The following is a 19609-nucleotide window of genomic DNA, read 5'->3' as shown; positions in this document are numbered from 1 at the left end:
CCCGGCCCGGTCACCGCCGGCGACGCCGCACCTGACCGATCACCCAGTAGACGACGAGCCCGCCGAGCAGTACGAAGATCGCGATGTCGAACCAGCGGCTGTACTGCTCGGCCTGCTCCCAGCGGGAACCCAACAGATACCCGGCACCGACGAACAACGAGTTCCACACCCCGCTGCCTACCGTGGTCAACGTGCCGAACTGGCCCAACGGCATCCGGTTGGCGCCGGCCGGGACCGAGACCAGGCTGCGGACCACCGGCACCATCCGGCCGATCAGCACCGCCCAGCGGCCGTACCGCTCGAACCACCGGTCCGCCTTGTCCAGATCCTCCAGGCCGACCAACGGCACCTTGTGCAGCCACCGCCGAAGCCGGTCCTCTCCGATCGCGGCACCCAGCCAGTAGAGCAACAACGCGCCGGCAAGTGATCCAGCGGTCGCGCACAGCCACACCCCGACCAGGTTGACCCGATCCGTGCTGGCCAGATAGCCGGCCATGGCCAGCACCACCTCGCTGGGGATCGGCGGGACGATGCTCTCCAACGCGACGAGCAGTCCGACGCCGATTTCGCCGAGGCTCTCGATCACGCCGGCCACCCAGCCGGTCACCCCACCGGCGTCCGGCGGTGGAGCAGCGGCCGACGGCGTATCGACGGTGACAGCCATGGGCCTCCTCGCGTCCGGTCGGGTCCCTGCGGTACCCGCCAAGGCGAGGACGTACACCTGCGGTGTGCTCAGCCCGGCCGGCCGGTCGAACTCTCCCGGATCTGCAGCTTCGTCGGCAGGGTGACCGTGGCCGCCGCCCGGTCGGGGGCGGCGATCCGTTCGGTGAGCAGCCGGGCAGCGCTCTCCCCGAGCTGGTACGTGGGTTGCGTGACCGTGGTCAACGCGGGGCGGACCAGATGCGCCCAGGGCAGTTCGTCGAACCCCACCACGCCCATCTCGGTCGGCACCTTCACCCCGTTGTCGACCAGACACTCCACCGCGCCGACCGTCATCAGGTTGTTCGCCACGAACAGCGCGTCCGGCGGTGTCGCCAGCCGCAACAGATCCGCCATCGCCCGGTAGCCGCCGTCGGAGCGGAAGTCGGCATAGCGGACCAGGTCCTCCTCGTACGGCCGGCCGGCGTCGGCCAGCGCCCGCCGGTAACCGGTGAGCCGGCTGCTCGCGGTGTAGACGCCGCGCCGGCCGGTGATGCAGGCGATCCGTTGGTACCCGGATTCGACCAGGTGGGCGGTGGCGAGCTGGGCACCGTGTTCGTTGTCGACCAGCACGGTGTCGACCCGGCCGCCGTGCAACTGCCGGTCGATCACGACCATCGGCACCCGGGCGTCGGTGAGCCGATCCAGGCCGGCGGCCGGACCGGACGGGGCGATGATCACGCCAGCGACCTGTTCGGCGAGTACGGCGTTGAGGTAGCGGGCCTCCTTGGCCGGGTCCTCGTCGGTGTTGCACAGCACCACCGAGTATCCGGCCCGTTGGGCGATGTCCTCGACGCCGCGTACCACGGCGGTGAAGAACGGATTACCGATGTCGCTGATCACCACCGCCCACAGGGTGGTCCGGCTGCGGCGTAGATTCCGGGCGACGGCGTTGGGCCGGTAGTCCAGCTCCCGCATGGCACGACGGACCCGTTCGGCGAGGGCCGGATCCACATTGGCGTGGCCGTTGACGACTCTGGACACGGTAGCTGGGGAGACCTCTGCCTGCCGCGCGACATCGTAGATGGTCGCCATGGTTCATCGCCCTCTTCACTTAGCAATCCGACCCCGGGTACCGATCACGGAACCCGAGTCGATGATTACAGACCGGGCACGGTGCGTGGTGGCCGCCTGGCCCGGCAGTTCAACCCGGAGCGACCGTGCACAGCGGATCCGACGGTCGCGGTCGACGGACCGAAGAGGAAACTACCGACGAGCCCTGGTACGGCGCAGCCAGAGCAGTCCCAGCACCGGCAACACCAGCGGGATGAAGCCGTACCCGCTGCCGTAGCCGGACCAGACGGTCTCGTCCGGGAACGCGGCGGATATGGCCAGACTCGCGGTGCCGATGCCGAGCACGCCCACCAGCTCCACGGTGCAGCAGGTGTACGCGATCCGCCGCCCCACCGGTCCGCCGACGCTCAGCCCGACGGCCGCGACCAGATAGACCAGCGCGGCGAACGCCGACAACAGGTACGCCACCGGCGCGTCGGAGAACTTGGTGGCGATCTGCACCCCGGCGCGGGCCGAGGCGGCGATGGCGAACAGCACGTACACGCCGATGAGTACGCGACCAGGCCCTTTGCGCACCCGGGTACCCGACGGCGGGTCTTCGGCAGCGGTGCCGCCGGTCGTAGGCTGCTCAGCCACCGGCCACCGCCGTCCAGGTCTGCTGCAACCGGACCACGAGCACCGGGATCACCAGGCAGAAGACGCCGATGGTGAGCGATCCCCAGCGGGTGGGCTCCATCCGGCCCAGCACCGCCGCCATCGGGGGCAGGCTGAGGGTGGTTATCAGATATCCAATGAAGACAGGTGGATCGCCGGGTCGGTGACCGCCGAGCGCCGACACCGCGGCGACCACCGCCAGGACGAGCAGTACGACCTCGACCACGACGAGCCCGCCGAACTGGAGCCGGCCCGGTGTCCGGTCGAGTGCGGCGCACAACAGAGCCCAGCCGGCCACTGCCAACGCACCGACGATGGCCACGGTCGCTATCGGCCCGTTCACCGCGCCGCCACCTCATCTGGCACAGCCACGCCAACACCATACTCACCAGGGATCCAACCCGTTGCGGCAGGTCGGCGACGGGATGGGGCCCGGCCAGGTGTGTCCAGACGGTGGCTCTCGGTATCAGCCGGAGTCTATAGTCAACTCCGGGACCGTCCGAACCACCTGGGGAGGGCGCGGTGACCGGCGCCGGCATCTGGGGACTGCTGATCGTCTGCTGCTGTGTGCTGCTGGCGCTGCTCGCCCTCGCCGCCATCGCCGACCGGCCGGCCGGCGACCGTCCCGACCATCGTCAGCTGCGCACCGACGCCGACGAGTTGACCGCCGAAGCCGCCACGATCGCCGCGGCTGCGGCCGCCGCGCGAGGGACGGCTGCCGCGGCCCGACACCGCGCCATCGCCGCGGAACAGGCCCGCGATGACGCCTGGCGGCGTCAAGAGGACGCCGGTCTGGCATATCAGCAGGCGTTGCACGCCGCCCGCCGCCGGCCGGTGGCGGCCTCCGCCGATGGCGCGGTTCCACCGACCACGCGGGTGGTACCCGCCGCCGGCACCGCGCTCGACCGGGACCTCAGCCGGGCCGCCTTCACCGCGTACCGGCGCGGTGACATCTCGGTCGACCAACTGCGGCAGGTGTGGCAGCGGTCCGGGGATCCCGACTCAGGCTCGGATCCGGGCCGCCGGGACCTCGACCGCGCCGCCGATCAGTTGCGGATGCGGGACCGGGCGGCGCGGCGCGAGTACGACGCGGCGGCGGCGCTCGCCCGCCGGGCGGCCGACGCGGCCCGGATCGCCGAGGTGGCCGCCGCCGCGCTCATCGACGAAGCCGCGGCGGCGGCACTGGATGCCGAGGAGGCCCGGTACGCCGCCGACCATGCCGCCGGGGGCCGGCGGCGTCGTTGATCCACCGCCTGCCGAGCATCGCCGGGCGAAGCGGATGCGGCACACTGGCCTGCGGTCGAGAAGGGGAGCGAACGATGGCGCTGCGATTCGGTCTGTTCGGTACCGGTTACTGGGCGGTGCACACCCACGCCGCAGCCCTCACGGCGCATCCGGCGGTGGAGTTGGCCGGCGTCTGGGGCCGCGACCGGAGCAGGACCGAGGCGGTGGCCTCCCAGTACGACGTGCCGCCGTACCGGGAGGTGGACGCGTTGCTCGCCGACGTGGACGCGGTCGCCGTGGCGTTGCCGCCGGACGTGCAGGCGGACATCGCGCTTCGCGCCGCCGCCGCCGGCCGGCACCTGCTGTTGGACAAGCCACTCGCGTTGACCCTGTCCGCCGCCGACCAGGTCGTCGCCGCGGTCGACCGGCAGTCGGTGGCATCGGTGGTCTTCTTCACCAGCCGCTTCAACCCCGCGATGGAGGAGTTCCTGACCACCGCTGTCGGCGAGACCTGGCACGGCGCGCGGGGCGCCATCTTCGTCGCCGTCTCCGAGCCGGGTAGCCCGTACGGTGCCTCGCCGTGGCGGCAGACCTACGGCGGGCTGTGGGACATCGGGCCGCACGCGCTGTCCATCGTGCTGCCGGTACTCGGCCCGGTGACGAGCGTCGCGGCGATGGACGGCCCGGCCGGCGGCGTGCACCTGCTGTTGCGGCACACCGGCGGCGCGACGAGCAGCCTGTCGCTCAACCTCGACGGGCCGCCGGCAGCCAAGATCTTCGACTTCACCTTCTTCGGCGAACCGGGCGTCGTGCCGGTGCCGCGCCGGGACATCACCGCGGTACAGGCGTTTCACGGCACCATCGACGCACTGCTCGACCAGGTGGCGGCCGGGCAACCCGGCCACCCCTGTGACGTGCGGTTCGCCCGCGAGGTGGTCGCGGTGCTCGCCGCCGCCGAATCCGCCCGGGCGCAGCAGCGCAGCGTCGACGTCGAGTAGCCGACGGCCGAGTGGCGCACGCTCACCGACGGGCACCCGGTGACCGAGCCGCACCTAGCCCAGCACCGGTACGGCCTGCCCGGCGCTGTCCGTGGCGGCGACGCTGACCGGACCGATCGGGCCCTGCGGTCGCGCCGCCGAGACCACCATCCGATCACCGCGGGCGGTCGCGCCGCCGATGCGTACCACGATGTCGGTCACCGGGCCACCGCCGACCGTCACGTGGTGCCAGCGATCACCGCCTGCCGCCCACCACCAACTGACGACCACCGCCGGAGCGAGTGGACTGCACAACCGGGTGTCGGCCGCGGTCGCCACCGCGCGGGCCGGTGCGCCCGGCACCAACAGGACCGCGGCGACCAGACTGGCGTCTCGGGGCAGTTCGGCCCGCAGGCAGGCGATCGCGACGTCGTGCGTCGTCCCCGGCAGTGGCCCGGACCAGATTTCCCAGGCCAGCACCGACGCCGCTCCGCGTCCGGCGAGTTCGCCGATCAGGCAGCCGAGCGTGGACCAGAGCCCAGCGCCACCGACGGCGTCCGGGTCCTGCGGCGGATCGCCCGGATCGGAGCCGACCGGCAGGTGGGCGAGCCTACTGAGGGTGGTCCGACCCAAGTCGGCCAGGGTGTACGGCTGGCCGGACTGCACGTCGGTGGCGCGCAGCCGCAGCAACGGACCTGACCAGCAACCGGCTGCGCCGGTGGGTGCCGGCCCGGTCACCCCGGCGACCACCGGCAACGGCCGCCACCGACCCGTGGCCGGTGTCTGGTCTCTGCCCGGTTTCCGGTCGCCTCCTGATTGTCGGTCGCCTCCTGGTTCCCGGTCGGCCAGCGTCCTGGTCTCGATGCCGTTCACCCATGGCGCGACCAGGTACCGTACCGGTTCGTCGTGCCCGCTGATCCGGATCGCGCTGGCCGACTGCGGCTCGGCCGCCGGCGCCGGCTCGACGCGGAGCGACCGGGACGCCCCGGCCACCCGGTAGACCACGATCCTGGTCGCGTCGGCAAGCGCCACCACCGTCGCCGGGGAATCCGGCGACTGGCCGGCGGCCGTTGACGTGGCGGCTGTCGACGTGGCGGCTGTCGACGCGGCCGGCCCGCCCGGCGGCAGTTTCCCGGCGTACAGCAGTTGGGCGGCGCCGACCGGCGGCGCCAGCCCGACGCCGCGCGGTGCCCGCGCGGTGACCACCCCGGCGGTGGTCGACACGGCCAGGCCGACCGGCGTGCCGTCCGGATCCACCGGACTCGATCCGTACGCGGCTTCCTCAGCCCTCGGATCCCGGTCGATCAGTTCGGCGAGGCCGAGCCAGGCGTCGTGCGCGGCGGTCACCAACTGGACGTCGCCGACCCGGTCGCCGCGGGTCGGCCACGACGCCATGGTGAGCTGGGCGGCCCCGGTCCAGGCCTGCTCGGCGACCCGACGGATCTCGCCGTCCGACGGCGTACCGGACGGCGTACCCGCCGAGCGCGGGTCGTGGCCCGGTACGTACCTGCCCAGCTGCGGCGTCGCCGTGGCCAGGACGGTCGCGGCGACCAGCGCGATCGCTACCACGGCGGCGCGCCGGCCGAGTCGGGCCAGCCGGAGTGCGCGCAGATCGGGTGCCTGCAACCGAACGGTCGTCGGATCGGCGGCTGGGCCGGTGAGTAGTTCCCGCTGCCGGCGCGGCGTGAGCCCCACGGCGTCGGCGAGCCGCTGCCGCTCGGTGACGGCGGCCACGACCTGCGCCACCGGATCCGGCCAGCCCGCCTCGTACAGCACCTGAACCGCGTCACGTGCAGACAACCGCTCCACCATCAACAGGACGTATCCGGCGCGTACCGGCGCGGGCAGGGTGGCCAGCGCGGTGAACAGTCGATCCCACTGCGGTTCTCGCCCGGCCGGTACCGGTCTGCCCCAACGGGGCGGTGTCGGACAGCTGAACCGGCCAGGCCTGCCCGCTCTGCGCAGCACCCGGGCCAGCAGCCACAGGTGATCGGCCTCGCCGACCGGGCGCCACGGCAGCGATCGCCGGACGACACGGTGCGCCCGGGCGATCGAGGCCGGACCGTCCGGGTCTCCGCCGGCCTCCGTCGAGTCCGTCATCACCAGGTATGCCACCCGGACCAGCCGGTCGTAGCAGTGGTCCACCGGCCCGCCGGGTACCGTGCCGGCCGGCGAGACGGGCGCTGATGGTTGCTCGGGTCGCACGCGTTGACAACGGCGATCCGGCTGGTCCGGTCACGTCCGGGTCGAAAACCGGTTGTCCGCTGGAGCAGCCCGGGATAGCGTCGCGCTGTGTCGATCACGTTCCACGCGCTGATCCGTGCCGGCCGTACGCCGGTCGGATGGCTGCTGCTTCCGGTGGCCCGTCCGCGTGTCCGGCGTCCCGCCCTGGCCGGTGGCCAGGTCGCGTCCGGCGTCTGATTCGACCCGTCCCCGCGCCGCGGTCGCACCCCAGGACCTCGGCGGCGGACCACATCGATCACTTGCTTTCTGCGTGACCTGGCGGTCCGGCCATGGCGTCCCGAGCCCTTGTCTCCATCTCGGATCGGCTCTGCCGGAGGACCAGGCGTGGCACGTCAACCGAACCACCGACAACGACCCACGAACGCTCAACGACCATCGACGACTTCCGTTCCCGAACGCGTCGGGACCGACCGGACCCGGCGCGGTGCCGCCGACCGGACCCGACGTGTCCTGTCACAGACCTTCCTGCACGACCGGTCGGCGATCAAGCTGTTCGTCCGGGCCGCCCAGCCGGACCCGGCGCAGCTCACCATCGAGGTGGGCGCCGGTGCCGGCCAGCTGACCCGGGCGCTCGCCGGCAGCGGCACCCGGCTACTGGCGTACGAGGTGGATCCGGCCATGTTCGACCGGCTGAGGCGCTGCTGCGCCGACCTGCCCAACGTGACGCCGGTGCCGGCCGACTTCCTGTCCGCTACCGCGCCGGACGGGCCGTTCGCCGTGGTCGGCAACATCCCGTACGCGGCGACCGCGCCGATCGTCGACTGGTGCCTGCACGCCACCGGGCTACGCTCGGCAACCCTGGTGACCCAACTGGAGTACGCCCGCAAGCGGACCGGCGACTTCGGACACTGGAGCCTGCTCACGGTCCGGACCTGGCCGCTGTTCGACTGGCGGCTCGCCGGGCGGATCCGGCGCAGTGCCTTCCGGCCGGTCCCCCGGGTCGATGGCGGCATCCTGCGGCTGGACCGCCGTCCGGTGCCGTTGCTGGCACCGGGGTCCATGCCCGCGTACCACCGCTTCGTCGAACTCGGCTTCAGCGGGGTCGGCGGATCGGTCGTGGCCTCGCTACGGCGCGCTTACCCGGCCGGCCAGGTCGCCGGCGCCGCGCGGGCGACCCGGTTGCCGCCCGACACCCTGGCCGGCGCGGTGTGGCCGGAGCAGTGGCTGGCCATGTTCCGGCTGCTGAGCGCCGGGTCCCGCCGCCGAGGGGCCCCGCCTTCCGGCTGAGCGCGAGATGAGCGCGATACCGGACCGGCTGCTGTCAGGACTGGCTGAGTGTTGTCAGGATTGGCTGAGTGTGTCAGGACTGGCTGAGCGCCAGCCACTGGTGGCTGGCGATGTCGGTGCTCGGCGCCACCAGCAGCCGATCGAGAGTGCCGGCCGTGGCAGCCACCAGGTCCCACAACGCGCCGCCGGTCAGCCGTACCCGGGCCAGGGGCGTGCCCGCCGGGTACGGCTGACCCGGCACGATCAGCCAGCGCAACAGCCGGGCCGAGCCGCCCGGGATGGTGAACGACAGGGGAACCATCTGGTTGGTCTCCGCCGAGGCGCGGATCGTCCGGGGGCCGCTACGCGGCAGCCAACGGGCGGCCCCCTGCACGGTGGCCAGCTCCGGCTCCTCGACCTGGCGCAACGGGCGGTTGAACGCGTGCTGCACGGCCTCGGCGACCGCGGGCATCCGGGCCCCGCCACCGACCAGCAGTACCGAGCCGAGGTTTGCCGCCGGCACCCGCAGGTCGGCCAGCAGCCGCCGGCAGCAGTCGAGCGTCCGGTCCAACAGCGGGGCGACCAGCTGAGCCAGATCGGCACGGGTCATCCGGTACGCCGGGGTGTCCGGCAGCAGGAAGTCCTCCACCGTCGGCATGTCGCTGAGCTGGTGTTTGATCCGCTTGGCGAAGTCGGTCACCGCCATGCCCAGCCGCAGGGACGCCGGCTCGGACTGACTGTTCGCGGCCGTGATCAGCAGCGGGCTCAGCCAGTCCTGGCCGTCGGCGTGAATCCGGCTGGCCAGCAGCGAGTCGATGTCGCGCCCACCACAGTCGTCGATCGCGGCGTGGCCGAGCACCTCGTGCCAGCGTTCGTCGATGCGTACCAGGGCGGTGTCGAAGGTGCCGCCGCCGAGGTCGTAGACCAGTACCAGCTCACCCGGGGCCGGGGCCGGTCCGGTGACTGGGGCGAACGCGGCGGCCACCGGCTCGGGCAGCAACTCGACCGGTCCCAGCCCGGCCGCCTCCGCCGCCGCGATCATCTGCGCCCGGCGCGGATCCTGCGGGCCGTACGAGGCCGGGATCGTCACCACCGTCCGCCCGATCGGGGTGCCGTAGCGCCGTTCGGCCTCGGCACGTAGCGCGGTCAGCACCGCAGCGACCTGCTCGATCGGCCGGAACCGCCGGTCGCCGAGCGCCACCGGCACGTCGGCCGCCATGCCGCGCTTGAACTCGGCGGCGTACGCGGTCGGTTCCGACCGCTTGCGCCGTTCGGCGAGCGCGCCGACGATCATGCTCTGCCCGTCCCAGTGCACCGCCGACGGCCAGGTGCCGGACCCGGTCACCGGGTCCGGCACCGGGTAGCTGGCCTCGCCGACGACGACGGTGGCGGCCGACGACGACGTGCCGAAGTCGACGACCAGCACCGGCTGGTCAGACATCCCAGACATCGATCAGGCTCCGCTCCTCGGACTCCCAGTTGGCCAGCAGATGCCGGCTGTCGGCGCTGAACCCGACCCGTACCTGCTGTCCGGTTCCGCCCAGCACCCGGAACAGTTCCTGCCCGGTTGCCGCGTCCTGCAACACCACGGCGGCGATCCCGTCGTGGCTGGTTACGATGGCCTGCAACTGCCCGTCCGGGCTGGGGCCACCGCCACCGAACCCCTGTGTCCGGCTCTGGTCGGTGAACTCCGGCATCCGTTGCTGCCAACGGTCGTCGGTGATCCGGTCGATGCGATTGCCGGTGCGCAGATCCCACAAGGTGGTCACCGTGCGCCGGTAGCGCCCGACCGCCTTGGCGTGACCCTCGGCTGCCGCCCGCCAGCCGATCTCGTCGACCAGCACCCGGTCCGGCTCTCCCGGATCGCGGAACCGGGCGTTCAGCTTGCCGGTTTCGACGTCCCACACCGAGATGAAGCCGTCGGCGTCCCAGGCGACGACGGTCAGCCGCCCGTCCGGATCGATGAAGACCCGGCCCTGCGGTCGCGGGCCGGCCGCGTGGTCCGGGCGGAACTCCGCGCGGATCAGATCGTCGGCGATCGACCGCAGTCGAACGGTCTGGGCGGCCCGGTCGCACTCCACCAGGTGCTCACCATCCGGGGTGAGCAGCCATGTCCCAGCGGATTCGAGATGCCGTCGCCGTGGTGGCGGCTGGCGTTGCAGGGCGACCGGATCCTTGGCGGTGGCCACCACCAGGACCGGTCCGACGAGGTCGCCGGGGAAGGCCTGATCGCCGAGTTGACGGCCATGCTGGGCGGCGGCCAGTTCGAAGACCCGCTCGTCGGGGGTGCGGATGTGCGCCAACACGGTGCCGGCCGGGTACGGCTCACCGGGCGGTACGCACCAGCGCAGCAGCCGAGCCCGGCCTCCGGGAATCTCCCAGGAGGCGGGTTCGACCCGCCAGCGCGGCGGCTCGGCGACGACGACGCGGGCGGTGCCGCCGGCCGCGAACCGGGCCGCGCCACGCAGCACCGCCAACTCCGGGTGCGCGCCGCTGCGCAGCCGTTCGCCGCCCCCACCGGCCCCGGCCGCGCCGTCGAGTCCGAGCCCGGCGCGCAGCGCGGCGTGCACCGCCGGCACGTACGCGTTGCCGCCGGCGACGACCACCGCGGCGACATCGGCTGGCGAGACGCCGACCGTGGCCAGGACGTTGTGTGCGCTGTCCACCAGCCAGCGCAGCGCCGGTTCGGCGAACGCGTCGAGCCAGGCCCGGGTGAGCCGGTACGGCGGGGTGAGGGGGGTCAGGTGATCGACGACCTCGTCGCTGTCGACCAGTTGGTGCTTGAGCCGACGGGCGAAGTCGATCGCCTCGTAGTAGGCGCGCAGACCGGAATCGCCGGGAGCGGCCAGCATCGGCTCCAGCCAGGACCGTCCTTCGGTCCGAAGATCATTGATGAGCAGCGCGTCGAGTTCCCGGCCGGCGTCACTGCTGTCCTGGGCGAGCTGCACGGTGTGGCTGCCGTACACCTGGACCACCGCGGCGGTCCAGGTCGCGCCGACGTCGCAGACCAGCACGAGCGCACCGGACGACAGGTTGCCGTCGGTCTGCGGGTCCAGCGCGGCGGCGACCGTGCCGCTGATCAGTTCGACGTCCCGGAACCCGGCGGCCTCCCCGATGGAGATCATCGCGTCACGGCGGGGGTCGCCGGGTAGGTAGTCGGCCGGCACGGTGAGCGTCAGCCGGTCGATGGGTCCACCGTAGAACTGCTGCACCTCGGTGCCGATGACGGTGAGGTAGGCGGTCAGCGCCTCGACGCCGGTCACCTCCCGGTGCTCCAGCCGCATCGCGGCCTGCGCGTCGACGGCTCGACGGGGCCCGTCGATGTAGCGTCGGGGGGCCGCTCGTTTGCGCACCTCGGCCGGCGTACCGACCAGAAATCCCTCATCGGCCAGGCACACTGACGACGGCCAGCTGGTGGCTCCGCTGGCCGGCTCCTTGACCAGGGTTGTCTGGTCTGCGACGACCAGCGCCACCCGGGTGCCCGATGTGCCGACATCGACCACCAGGATCGGCTCGGTCATGGTCACGCCCTCACCACGGTATCGGCGATTGATGTTCCTGGAAGCTCCGGCATAGTGTCCGCGAGCGTCGCCGCCACGTCCACCCTGGGCGATGGTGCCGCTGGCGGACGATGAGCGTCGAGGTATCGCGGACGATGGTGAACGTAACGGAAACGCCGCGGGCCCGTGGACCCGGGCCCGTGTGTCAGATCACTGTCTGGCGTCGGGACCGCCGGATCGACTACTCTCGGTTCCAACGAGGGGGAGTAGCTCCCAACATCGCAGTCGACACACTGGTGCCGAGCACCCGGTTGATGCCGGTGATCAGCATCCGGCTGCGGCGACCTGGCGGCTTGCCGCCAGGTGGGCGAGACCTTCGACTCTGGCTGCACAAGCCGGGTCGAGGTCCGCATGCCCCGATCCGGCCCGGATCGGATGAGGGGCACGATGGACGGGTTTCTGGCCGCGACAGCGGTGAGCTTCGGCGTGATTTTCGTCGCCGAGTTGGGCGACAAGTCGCAGTTGATGGCGCTGACCTTCGCCACCCGGTTCAAGATCTGGCCGGTTCTGCTCGGCATCACCGTGGCTACCTCGCTGGTGCACCTGGTGTCGGTCGGCATCGGGTACGGACTGGGCGTGGCGCTGCCGACCGGCTGGATCTCGCTCGCGGCGGCGCTGGCGTTCTTCGGATTCGGTGTCTGGACCCTACGCGGTGACTCACTGAGCGAGGACGAGGCCCGGCGTGCGCAGCGGACCACCCGATCGGCGATCGTGGCCGTAGGGATCGCCTTCTTCCTGGCCGAGCTGGGAGACAAGACAATGCTCGCGACGATCACCCTTGCTGCGGGACACGACTGGTTCGGGACCTGGCTCGGTTCGACCCTGGGCATGGTCGCCGCGGACGCCCTGGCCATCGCCGTGGGACGGTGGCTCGGCAGGAGACTGCCGGAGCGGGCCGTCGGGTACGGAGCCGCCGCGTTGTTCGCGGTGTTCGGCTGCTGGTTGCTGGTCGAGGCGATCGCCGAGTTGTCATGACGGTCTGCAGGCGTGACAACGGCCGGTGGAGGGTACCTTGAGCGGTATGGAGCACTTTTCGATTGCCACCGTTGCCGAGCAGAGCCAGGACTTCCGCAGGGTGCTCTGGACCGGCGCACATTCCCAACTGGTGATCATGACAATCCCGCCAGGCGGCGAGATAGGTGAGGAAGTTCACGATCACGTCGATCAGATCCTGACCTTCGTCAGCGGGGTCGGTGCGGCGGAGGTGGCCGGCGAACGTCGCGAGGTGGCCCAGGGCGACCTCGTGGTCGTGCCGGCGGGCACCAAGCACAACTTCGTCAACACCGGCCCGAATCCGCTGGTCCTCTACACGGTGTACGGGCCCGCGGAGCATGCCGACGGCGTGGTGCACCGGACGAAGGAGGAGGCCGACGCGGCGGAAGCCGCCGGCCGGGACGAGCCGCCGACCGCCTGACCCCGGCCGGCCCGGTCAGCTGTCGTCCGCGCCGTTGAGCAGGGACGGGTCCTGGCGGATGAGCTCCGCGAGCCGGGCGGCCGAGCCGGCTGGCGTGATCTCCATCCGGGGCGGCCACTCCGGTGGTCCCCCGGCGGTGGGGACGCCGGCTGCGGGCGACTCGGTGAACGTGCCGGCGATCACCGGCGCGTCGCCGGCCGCAGCGTTCGTCGTACCGGTGTGGTCGTCGGCCCGGCGCGGCAGATCGGCCCGGCGCGGCAGCTCAGACTGGCGCGGCGCGTCGGACTGGCCGGCTCCGTCGTACGGTCGGGCCGCCGGCCGGTCGCCGACGACTGCGACATGTACCCGCCCGCCCTGGTAGCCGACGGTCAGTTCCATCGTCTGACCACCGCTTTCCAGCCGGATCGTCGCGTGCAGCCCGGGGTGGCGTTGCACCACCTCGCGGACGGCGGCGGCGATCTCCTGCGCGGCGGTACCCGTCGGGTCGCTGCCCTGATTCACCCGTCGCTGCAACTGATCGCGCCTGGCGAGTCGGGCGAGTGCGTCGTCCAGGTCACCACGCATGTCTCTCCCCTCCGTTACTCCGTCAGGATGGCTGACTCCTAACCGCCCGGTCCAGCGCACGGTCCAGGACCACCAGCAGGGCGTCGCGTACCGACAGCCGGTCGCGTGCGTCGAACGCGATGACCGGCACGGCCGCGTCGGTGGCCAACGCCCACCTCACCTCGTCAATGCTATGGCCTAGCTGCCCCTCGAAGGTATTTACACCCACTACGAACGGCAGCCCGGCCCGCTCGAAGTAGTCGACCGCGGGATAGCAGTCATCCAAGCGTGAGCTGTCCACCACGACGAGTGCACCGAGCGCGCCGCGGGCCAGGTCGTCCCACATGAAACCGAAGCGGGTCTGGCCGGGCGTACCGAACAGATAGAGCTTGAGGCTCTGGTCGATGGTGACGCAGCCAAAGTCCATCGCCACCGTGGTGGTGGTCTTGCCGGATTCCGGGCCGGGATCGTCGATGCCGACGGACACCGCGGTCATCTCCGCCTCGGTGGTCAACGGAGCGATCTCGGAGATGGCGCCGACGGTGGTGGTCTTGCCGACTCCGAAGCCGCCCGCGATGACGATCTTGACGGGAATCGGCGCGGTGCGGGTCGCCGCCCGGTGCCGGGCACCGGGCGGCGGGTCGACGGGCGGGAACTCAGGAGATGGCACGTAGTCCACGGATCACTCGCAGGATGGTGTCGGCGTCGGCGGGGGCCTCGACGTCGCGGACGTGTACGTCGAGATGGGCGGCGGCCCGAAGGTCGCCCACCAGCACCCGGGTGACCCCCAGGTGCAGCCCCAACCGGGCGGAGATCTCCGCCACGGAGATCGGATCGGCGGCGAGGGCGAGGATCGCCTGCGACTCGGGTGCCAGGTTCTGCACCGGCGGGCCGGGCCGGAACGGGTTTGGAATGCGAGCGGTGACCTGTGTTTCCAGTCCGATGTCCGGATCGGCCCCGGTGACCCGTCCGGCGGTGAGTACGAACGGCCGCAGGGTGGGTACGACCGGGCCGGCGTCGGCTTCCGGCGGGCTGTCGTCCGGGTCGTGGTCGGCACGGTCGCGATCCCGGCCGGTACGGTCCCGCTCCGCCCCGGGACTACCGTCGCCGGGAGGAGGGGTACGCAGGTAGGGCCGGATCCGTAGCGGCGGTCCAACCGAATCGCCAGAGTCGCCCGTGTCGGACGGGGGTCGGGTCACCGGGAAACCACCGGTACGGCTGCCAGTCGGCGTCGTTCACCCGGCATGGTCGGGACGTCAAGGCCGCCACGAACACCGCGGTCGCGGTCGGGCCGGTCGAAACCATGAACGCCTGCGGAGTGGACGTCAGACACGAGGACTCTCCTTTCGTGCTGTCCGCGGTGAACCAGGAATCCTTCCGGGCGGCCGGAGGAATCCACCGCCTTGGGGCGGGGAGCGGGTCAGGACTGGACGGAGTTCTTCAACTCGGCGATCAGCCGGGGAGTGAGTGCGCCGCCCGCCCGTCCGGCGAACAGCGTCATCTCGTACGCCACCGTACCGAGGCTGGCCGAACGGTCGGCGATCACGCCGAGTACCGAACCGCTGCTGATCGAACTGATCAGCAGATACCCGTCGGCCATGTCCACCACCACGCGGTTCAAGGCGCCCAGCGAGTACCAGTTGGCGGCGCCGCCGGCCAGGCTGGTCATGCCGGAGACGACCGCGGCGAGGCGCTCCGCGTTCGCCCGGTCCTGGATCGCCGACATGGCCATCAGGAGTCCGTCCGAGGAGACCGCGATCGCCTCCCGGACGCCGGCCGTGCTGGAGGTGAACGAATCCAGCAACCAGTTGAAAGTTTGTGCCTCGGCGCTGAGCGCGCCGTTCGTGCCCGTGGTCTGCGCCGTGCGTTCAGCCGTTTCCGGGCTGTACGGACTGGTCATGCTTCCGTTCCTTTACGGTGCTGGTGTCGTGCGGTGATTTCGGTGAGCGCCTGCCGGACGCCGGTCTCGAACTCGTCCAGTGCGTTCTTGGCCGCCTGCGGATCCGGCGGCCACGGTTGGTGGGCACCGTTGCGGGCAGCCGGTGGTGGATCTGGCAGGCTCGCGCCGGGTACCCGCTGGGTCAGACGGATCGATCCGGTGCCGGCGGCGTCCCTGGCGACCTGGTCCTGTGCCCGCCGGACCCCGGCTTCGAACTCCTCGACCAAGGCGCGGGCGGTGGCCGGGTCGCCGGCAGGTTGGCCGGTCCGGTCGCCGGCCGCTGCTGGCCCGGTGCCGACCTGCGGTGCTGGCCCGGTGCCGACCGGATGCTGCGCGCCCGGCACCCGTTGCCGCAGCGGTGTCCGTCCACCCGGCTCCTTGGCAGCGGGCACCGGGGTGGCAACCGGCGTCGCCGACGGCGGCGATGGTGCCAGTGTGGCCGGTGCCGGTGCCGGTGCCGGTGGGACCGGTGCCGGTGGCGCGAAGGCGTTCCATGGGGTGCCGGCACCGAGCGTGCGCGTGGCCCGAGCCAGGGCGGACGTGTCGAAGGCAGGTGTGCTGGTGGCCGGTGTGCTGGTGGCGGCCGAGTCTGCGGCAGCCGAATCGCGTTCGGGATCGGACCCGTCACGAGCCATGTCGGTTACCGACGCCAGCGCCACTGCTCGCCGCCGTTGGGGCAACCCGGTCAGCCCACCAGTGTGGTCCGGCGACTCCGGCACCGGGGCCAGTCGGGCCGGCTGGACCGGTGTCGGCCACCTGGGTGCCGGGTGTGCCGGTGCGGCCTGGGTTGGCAGCTCACTGGCGGGAGCGACCAGCAGTTCGGCACCGAGATCGATGGTGACCGTCACGCCTGCGCCGTCGGTGGCCGACAGTTCGACGTCGATGCCGTGCCGGCGGGCGAGCCGGCCGACGACGAACAGACCGAGGACCTCGGTGGGAACCAGATCCAACCGTTCCCGCCGGGTCAGCCGGGTGTTCTCCTCGGCCAACCGCTGCGGCGAGAGCCCGAGACCACGGTCGACGACCGTGATGCGTAGCCCGTCGTCGACCGGTGTGGCGGTGACGCTCACCCGGGTGTGCGGCGGTGAGAAGACCGTGGCGTTCTCCATCACCTCGGCGAGCAGCAACACCACGTCCGCGATGACCGACGGCCGCAGGGCACGACCGGTCGGGGCCGCGACGTCGACCCGGGTGTAGTCCTCGATCTCACCGAGAGCCAGCCGGATGACGTCCGACACCGGCAGTGGCGACATGTGTTCGGCCGCGCCCGTGGCACCGGAGAGCACGACCAGGCTGCCCGCGTTGCGGCGCAGCCGGCTGGAGACGTGGTCCAGCCGGTACAGGTGCTGTAGTCGGTGCGGTTCGGTCTCCTCGCGCTCCAGCCGGTCGATGAGGGCCAGCTGTCGACCGACCAGATTCTGCGTACGCCGACCGACGTGACCGAACATCTGCGCCACGTTGCGCCGGCTGGACACCTGCCGTTCGACGAGCCGGGCGGCGGTACTCTGCACCCGCTCGAACGCCCGCGCCAGATCGCCGATCTCGTCGGTGCCGCTCACGTCGACCGGGTCGAGCCGTACCGGGTCCGGGGTCTCCGCCTCGTCGTCGGCGACGCGCACCAGCTCCGCTTCGGCGATCCGGGCGACGCGGTCGGCCGAGGACGTTAGCCGGGCCAACGGCCGGGCGACCGACCGGGCGATGACCAGGCTCAACGCGATCACCGCGAGCAGGATCAGGCCGACGCCGGCGACCACGCCGTACGCGGTGACCAGCACCTGCTCCTGCCGCCGGGCCACCTCGCCCGAGACGTCGATGACGATCTTCCGTTCCACGAACCGGCCGAGTGCGATCAGCGACTCCAGGGACGGGAAGAGCACCGGCGCGGTCAGCTCGGCCAGTGCCTGGGTCGGATCCGTCGAGGACCCGTCTAGGGCGCCGCTCTGCGACTGGGCGGAGAAACCGACGCCGAGCCGCTGGTCGAGGGCCTCTTCGACCAGTTCGTAGAGGGCCAACTGGTCGGTGGTGGCGAACCGGCTGAAGCGGGTGGCGTTGTCCTGCGCGGCGACCAGGCTCGTCGCGTACCGGGCCGTCGCCGCGGCGCTGCGGGTCCCGACCACCAGCAGCATGTGGGTGGCACCGGAGCTGATCGCGTCGTCCAGCCGTAGCGCGGCGTCCAGCGCGACGATCTGCCGGCCTTCCGCTGTCGTCACGTCCGCGGTGTCGACCAGCCGCATCGAGTCGATCAACCGGACGATGAGCGCACCGTAGCTGGCCATCACCTGATCGCTGTCGGCCGTGCCGGTCAGGACCTCGTCGCGGAGCCCGGCCAGATCGTCGACGGCGTCGACCGCCGCGGCCAGTTCCGGGCCGAGCATCCCGCCGATGTCCGCCCGGATGTCGGCGATCCGGTCGGTGATCGTCGCCTCCTGCAGCACCAGCCGGGACCGGTCCACCGCGCCGAGCAGGTGGCCGACCGCCAACAACCGTTCCTGCTGCAGGTCCTGGACGAGCGAACCGACCCGGCCGCCGGCCTGCACGGTACGGACGATCTCGGCTGCCCGGTTGGCCAAGGCGAGCCGGTCGACCACGATCGGCACGGTCAGCGCCGCGACCGTGATCAGCGGGACCATCACCAGCAGCGCGAGCTTTCCGCGGATCCGGAGCCTATCGAGCAGCAACTGTCTGCCCCCGTCGTCCCGTTCCGGTGCCGTCGGTGCCGTCGGTGCCGGCCGGGTCGCGCGGCACCGTCTCCAGTTCCGGCCACCGGGGTGGCTGGTCCGGACCTCGTCGCTCGGACCCGCCGGGCCGGTCCGCCGTTGACGGCCCCGACCCGGCCGGGTGGCCAGCACCCCGTACGTAGGTGGTCACGATCGGAGCGAAGGCGAGCGCGATCGCCACGACCAGCGCACCTACCGAGAGCCACTGGCCCCGACGCAGCTCGGCGAGCCGATCCGCGATCAGGCCGTCCAGTTCGGTCAGCATGGTGGCGGCCAGTTCGGCGGCGGCTGCCTGTGCCTCGCCGCGTAGCTGGACCAGCTGGCTGACCTGCGGTGCGCCCGATCCGTTGCCGCTGTCACCGGCGTTGGCGCCGCTGCCGGCGTTGAGCGTGGCAGCTGCTGCCGCGATCCCGTCCATGCTGCGCCGGAACCGGTCGACCTGGGCCAGCAGATTGCTGCTCATCGTCCGGCTGTCGGTGCTCTCCACCGCGGCCTGGACGTTGCTGGCCAGGTCGTCGGCGGGGGAGAGGACATCGTTCATCGCCGCGATCAACTCGACCAGGGCCAGCCCGCGCTCGGCGGTGGGGCGGGCCGGCAACAACACGGCGAGGTCCGCGAAGCGGGCGGTCGCCACGATCGCCTCCGGCAACTCCTCGGCCGCGCCGTCCTGCAGGTGGTAGGCGTCGCCTTCCGGATCCCGGATCAGGTTCGAGCTTTCCCGTACCCGCGCGTACTGAGCCAGCAGCAGCTCGGTGACCTCGCCGTACGCGACATAGGCCGCGGTCCGGTCTGGGAACTGCCGGTCCGGCAGCGCCTCCACCGCCGCCCGCAAGGTGTTCCAGCGCTCCTGCGCCCGTAGCGACGCGCCGTGGCGCTCGTCGACCTGGGCGACGGAGTCGAGCGCGCGGGCCAGCGCCTCGTCGTTGACCGGCTGTCCGGCCACGGCGGCCGACTGCGCGTCGACCACGGCGACGGTGAGTTCGTTGAGCGCGTCGAGATACGCCACGCCTTCGCGCTCGCGCTCGGCGAAGGCGATGTCCGTCGAGGTGCCTCGCCACAGCTGCACGAAGAGCACGCAGACAGGAAGGATCACCAGTGCCGCGATTACAGAACGCAGCATGGGTCCGTCGAGCTGGCGTCGCCGGCCGAACGGTTTGGTCACGGGTTGCCGTACGGCTTCGTGTGCAGATTGCATCGCCCACCCCCCTGGCGGTCACAGCGAACAGCGGTGGGCGACCTCCGGGCGTACGACCTGCGGCCCGGCTTGGTGCCCGCCGGCAGGGAAAGATAGATGCCCTGCCGGCGGGCGGGAACCATCCGTGAGGCCGTCGGTCGCTCACCGTACGGCGAACTGCGACTCACGGTATTCGAGTGGCTACTTACGGACGTTTCTCATGGCAGTGCAATCGGTTGCTGAC

The 19609-nt window shown here is 71.8% G+C and carries 19 protein-coding genes; 6 read left to right on the top strand and 13 right to left on the bottom strand.

Annotation, left to right across the window (positions count from 1 at the left end; all coding sequences use genetic code 11):
• Positions 1–10 precede the first annotated feature (10 nt).
• The 4 genes from ACN27F_RS11155 to ACN27F_RS11140 form a co-directional block, all read right to left on the bottom strand.
• Positions 11–664: a DedA family protein gene (locus ACN27F_RS11155; protein WP_421433209.1), complete on the bottom strand. Its 654-nt coding sequence runs from the start codon at positions 662–664 to the stop codon at positions 11–13.
• 68 nt (positions 665–732) lie between these two features.
• Positions 733–1734, bottom strand: coding sequence for a LacI family DNA-binding transcriptional regulator (locus ACN27F_RS11150; protein WP_421433208.1), 1002 nt, complete (start codon positions 1732–1734; stop codon positions 733–735).
• Between the two features lie 171 nt (positions 1735–1905).
• Positions 1906–2349: a hypothetical protein gene (locus ACN27F_RS11145; RefSeq protein WP_421433207.1), complete on the bottom strand. Its 444-nt coding sequence runs from the start codon at positions 2347–2349 to the stop codon at positions 1906–1908.
• A complete protein-coding gene (locus ACN27F_RS11140; RefSeq protein WP_421433206.1) occupies positions 2342–2710 on the bottom strand; it encodes a hypothetical protein in 369 nt (122 codons plus the stop codon). The genes ACN27F_RS11145 and ACN27F_RS11140 overlap by 8 nt, the downstream gene beginning before the upstream one ends.
• A 179-nt stretch (positions 2711–2889) precedes the next feature.
• On the opposite strand from ACN27F_RS11140, the gene ACN27F_RS11135 reads away from it, so the two are divergent.
• Positions 2890–3612 (top strand): hypothetical protein, encoded by a 723-nt coding sequence (locus tag ACN27F_RS11135; protein WP_421433205.1) that lies wholly within the window; start codon positions 2890–2892, stop codon positions 3610–3612.
• 74 nt (positions 3613–3686) lie between these two features.
• Positions 3687–4589, top strand: coding sequence for a Gfo/Idh/MocA family protein (locus tag ACN27F_RS11130; protein ID WP_421433204.1), 903 nt, complete (start codon positions 3687–3689; stop codon positions 4587–4589).
• A gap of 54 nt (positions 4590–4643) precedes the next feature.
• On the opposite strand, the gene ACN27F_RS11125 is transcribed toward ACN27F_RS11130, so the two are convergent.
• Positions 4644–6713: a hypothetical protein gene (locus ACN27F_RS11125; RefSeq protein WP_421433203.1), complete on the bottom strand. Its 2070-nt coding sequence runs from the start codon at positions 6711–6713 to the stop codon at positions 4644–4646.
• Positions 6714–6860: 147 nt separating this feature from the next.
• Here ACN27F_RS11125 and ACN27F_RS11120 point away from each other — a divergent pair, with 147 nt between their 5' ends.
• Together ACN27F_RS11120 and erm are read left to right on the top strand one after the other, a co-directional pair.
• The gene (locus tag ACN27F_RS11120; protein ID WP_421433202.1) at positions 6861–6989 is read left to right on the top strand and encodes a hypothetical protein; all 129 of its coding nucleotides are present in this window, start codon (positions 6861–6863) and stop codon (positions 6987–6989) included.
• Positions 6990–7136: 147 nt separating this feature from the next.
• Positions 7137–8039, top strand: coding sequence for an ErmE/ErmH/ErmO/ErmR family 23S rRNA (adenine(2058)-N(6))-methyltransferase (erm, locus tag ACN27F_RS11115; RefSeq protein WP_421433200.1), 903 nt, complete (start codon positions 7137–7139; stop codon positions 8037–8039).
• A gap of 73 nt (positions 8040–8112) precedes the next feature.
• On the opposite strand, the gene ACN27F_RS11110 is transcribed toward erm, so the two are convergent.
• Together ACN27F_RS11110 and ACN27F_RS11105 are read right to left on the bottom strand one after the other, a co-directional pair.
• Positions 8113–9468: an Hsp70 family protein gene (locus ACN27F_RS11110; protein ID WP_421433198.1), complete on the bottom strand. Its 1356-nt coding sequence runs from the start codon at positions 9466–9468 to the stop codon at positions 8113–8115.
• Positions 9452–11539 carry an Hsp70 family protein gene (locus ACN27F_RS11105; RefSeq protein WP_421433196.1) on the bottom strand — a complete coding sequence of 696 codons (2088 nt, stop codon included), beginning with the start codon at positions 11537–11539 and terminating at the stop codon, positions 9452–9454. Before ACN27F_RS11105 ends, ACN27F_RS11110 begins: the two co-directional genes overlap by 17 nt.
• A gap of 426 nt (positions 11540–11965) precedes the next feature.
• On the opposite strand from ACN27F_RS11105, the gene ACN27F_RS11100 reads away from it, so the two are divergent.
• Together ACN27F_RS11100 and ACN27F_RS11095 are read left to right on the top strand one after the other, a co-directional pair.
• Complete coding sequence (locus ACN27F_RS11100; RefSeq protein WP_421433194.1) at positions 11966–12553, top strand: TMEM165/GDT1 family protein; 588 nt, start codon at positions 11966–11968, stop codon at positions 12551–12553.
• 46 nt (positions 12554–12599) lie between these two features.
• Positions 12600–12992, top strand: a complete 393-nt coding sequence (locus tag ACN27F_RS11095) for a cupin domain-containing protein (RefSeq protein ID WP_421433192.1) — start codon at positions 12600–12602, stop codon at positions 12990–12992.
• A gap of 15 nt (positions 12993–13007) precedes the next feature.
• Here the strand turns inward: ACN27F_RS11095 and ACN27F_RS11090 are convergent, their stop codons facing one another.
• The 6 genes from ACN27F_RS11090 to ACN27F_RS11065 all read right to left on the bottom strand — a co-directional run bounded on the left by ACN27F_RS11090 (position 13008) and on the right by ACN27F_RS11065 (position 19311).
• Positions 13008–13556, bottom strand: a complete 549-nt coding sequence (locus ACN27F_RS11090) for a hypothetical protein (RefSeq protein WP_421433190.1) — start codon at positions 13554–13556, stop codon at positions 13008–13010.
• Between the two features lie 22 nt (positions 13557–13578).
• The gene (locus ACN27F_RS11085; RefSeq protein ID WP_421433188.1) at positions 13579–14214 is read right to left on the bottom strand and encodes a GTP-binding protein; all 636 of its coding nucleotides are present in this window, start codon (positions 14212–14214) and stop codon (positions 13579–13581) included.
• Positions 14192–14734, bottom strand: a complete 543-nt coding sequence (locus ACN27F_RS11080; protein ID WP_421433186.1) for a DUF742 domain-containing protein — start codon at positions 14732–14734, stop codon at positions 14192–14194. Before ACN27F_RS11080 ends, ACN27F_RS11085 begins: the two co-directional genes overlap by 23 nt.
• A 221-nt stretch (positions 14735–14955) precedes the next feature.
• Positions 14956–15435: a roadblock/LC7 domain-containing protein gene (locus ACN27F_RS11075; RefSeq protein ID WP_421433184.1), complete on the bottom strand. Its 480-nt coding sequence runs from the start codon at positions 15433–15435 to the stop codon at positions 14956–14958.
• Entirely contained in the window at positions 15432–18152 is a 2721-nt protein-coding gene (locus ACN27F_RS11070) for a nitrate- and nitrite sensing domain-containing protein (protein WP_421433182.1), read from the bottom strand. The genes ACN27F_RS11075 and ACN27F_RS11070 overlap by 4 nt, the downstream gene beginning before the upstream one ends.
• The gene (locus tag ACN27F_RS11065) at positions 18139–19311 is read right to left on the bottom strand and encodes a hypothetical protein (RefSeq protein ID WP_421433180.1); all 1173 of its coding nucleotides are present in this window, start codon (positions 19309–19311) and stop codon (positions 18139–18141) included. Before ACN27F_RS11065 ends, ACN27F_RS11070 begins: the two co-directional genes overlap by 14 nt.
• Positions 19312–19609 lie beyond the last annotated feature (298 nt).

Origin of the sequence: Solwaraspora sp. WMMB335 (genome assembly GCF_049179075.1) — a bacterium.
Classification (GTDB): Bacteria; Actinomycetota; Actinomycetes; order Mycobacteriales; family Micromonosporaceae; genus Micromonospora_E.
The sequence above is the reverse complement of the archived record's forward strand: the minus strand, read 5'-3'. Positions and strand labels throughout refer to the sequence as shown.

Bases quoted from the DNA above. Each gene is read 5' to 3' on its own strand.
- ACN27F_RS11130 (WP_421433204.1), top strand. From the start codon at position 3,687: ATGGCGCTGCGATTCGGTCTGTTCGGTACCGGTTACTGGGCGGTGCAC.
- ACN27F_RS11095 (WP_421433192.1), top strand. From the start codon at position 12,600: ATGGAGCACTTTTCGATTGCCACCGTTGCCGAGCAGAGCCAGGACTTC.
- ACN27F_RS11110 (WP_421433198.1), bottom strand. From the start codon at position 9,468: ATGTCTGGGATGTCTGACCAGCCGGTGCTGGTCGTCGACTTCGGCACG.
- ACN27F_RS11105 (WP_421433196.1), bottom strand. From the start codon at position 11,539: ATGACCGAGCCGATCCTGGTGGTCGATGTCGGCACATCGGGCACCCGG.
- ACN27F_RS11150 (WP_421433208.1), bottom strand. From the start codon at position 1,734: ATGGCGACCATCTACGATGTCGCGCGGCAGGCAGAGGTCTCCCCAGCT.
- ACN27F_RS11155 (WP_421433209.1), bottom strand. From the start codon at position 664: ATGGCTGTCACCGTCGATACGCCGTCGGCCGCTGCTCCACCGCCGGAC.
- ACN27F_RS11075 (WP_421433184.1), bottom strand. From the start codon at position 15,435: ATGACCAGTCCGTACAGCCCGGAAACGGCTGAACGCACGGCGCAGACC.
- ACN27F_RS11065 (WP_421433180.1), bottom strand. From the start codon at position 19,311: ATGCTGCGTTCTGTAATCGCGGCACTGGTGATCCTTCCTGTCTGCGTG.
- ACN27F_RS11100 (WP_421433194.1), top strand. From the start codon at position 11,966: ATGGACGGGTTTCTGGCCGCGACAGCGGTGAGCTTCGGCGTGATTTTC.
- ACN27F_RS11090 (WP_421433190.1), bottom strand. From the start codon at position 13,556: ATGCGTGGTGACCTGGACGACGCACTCGCCCGACTCGCCAGGCGCGAT.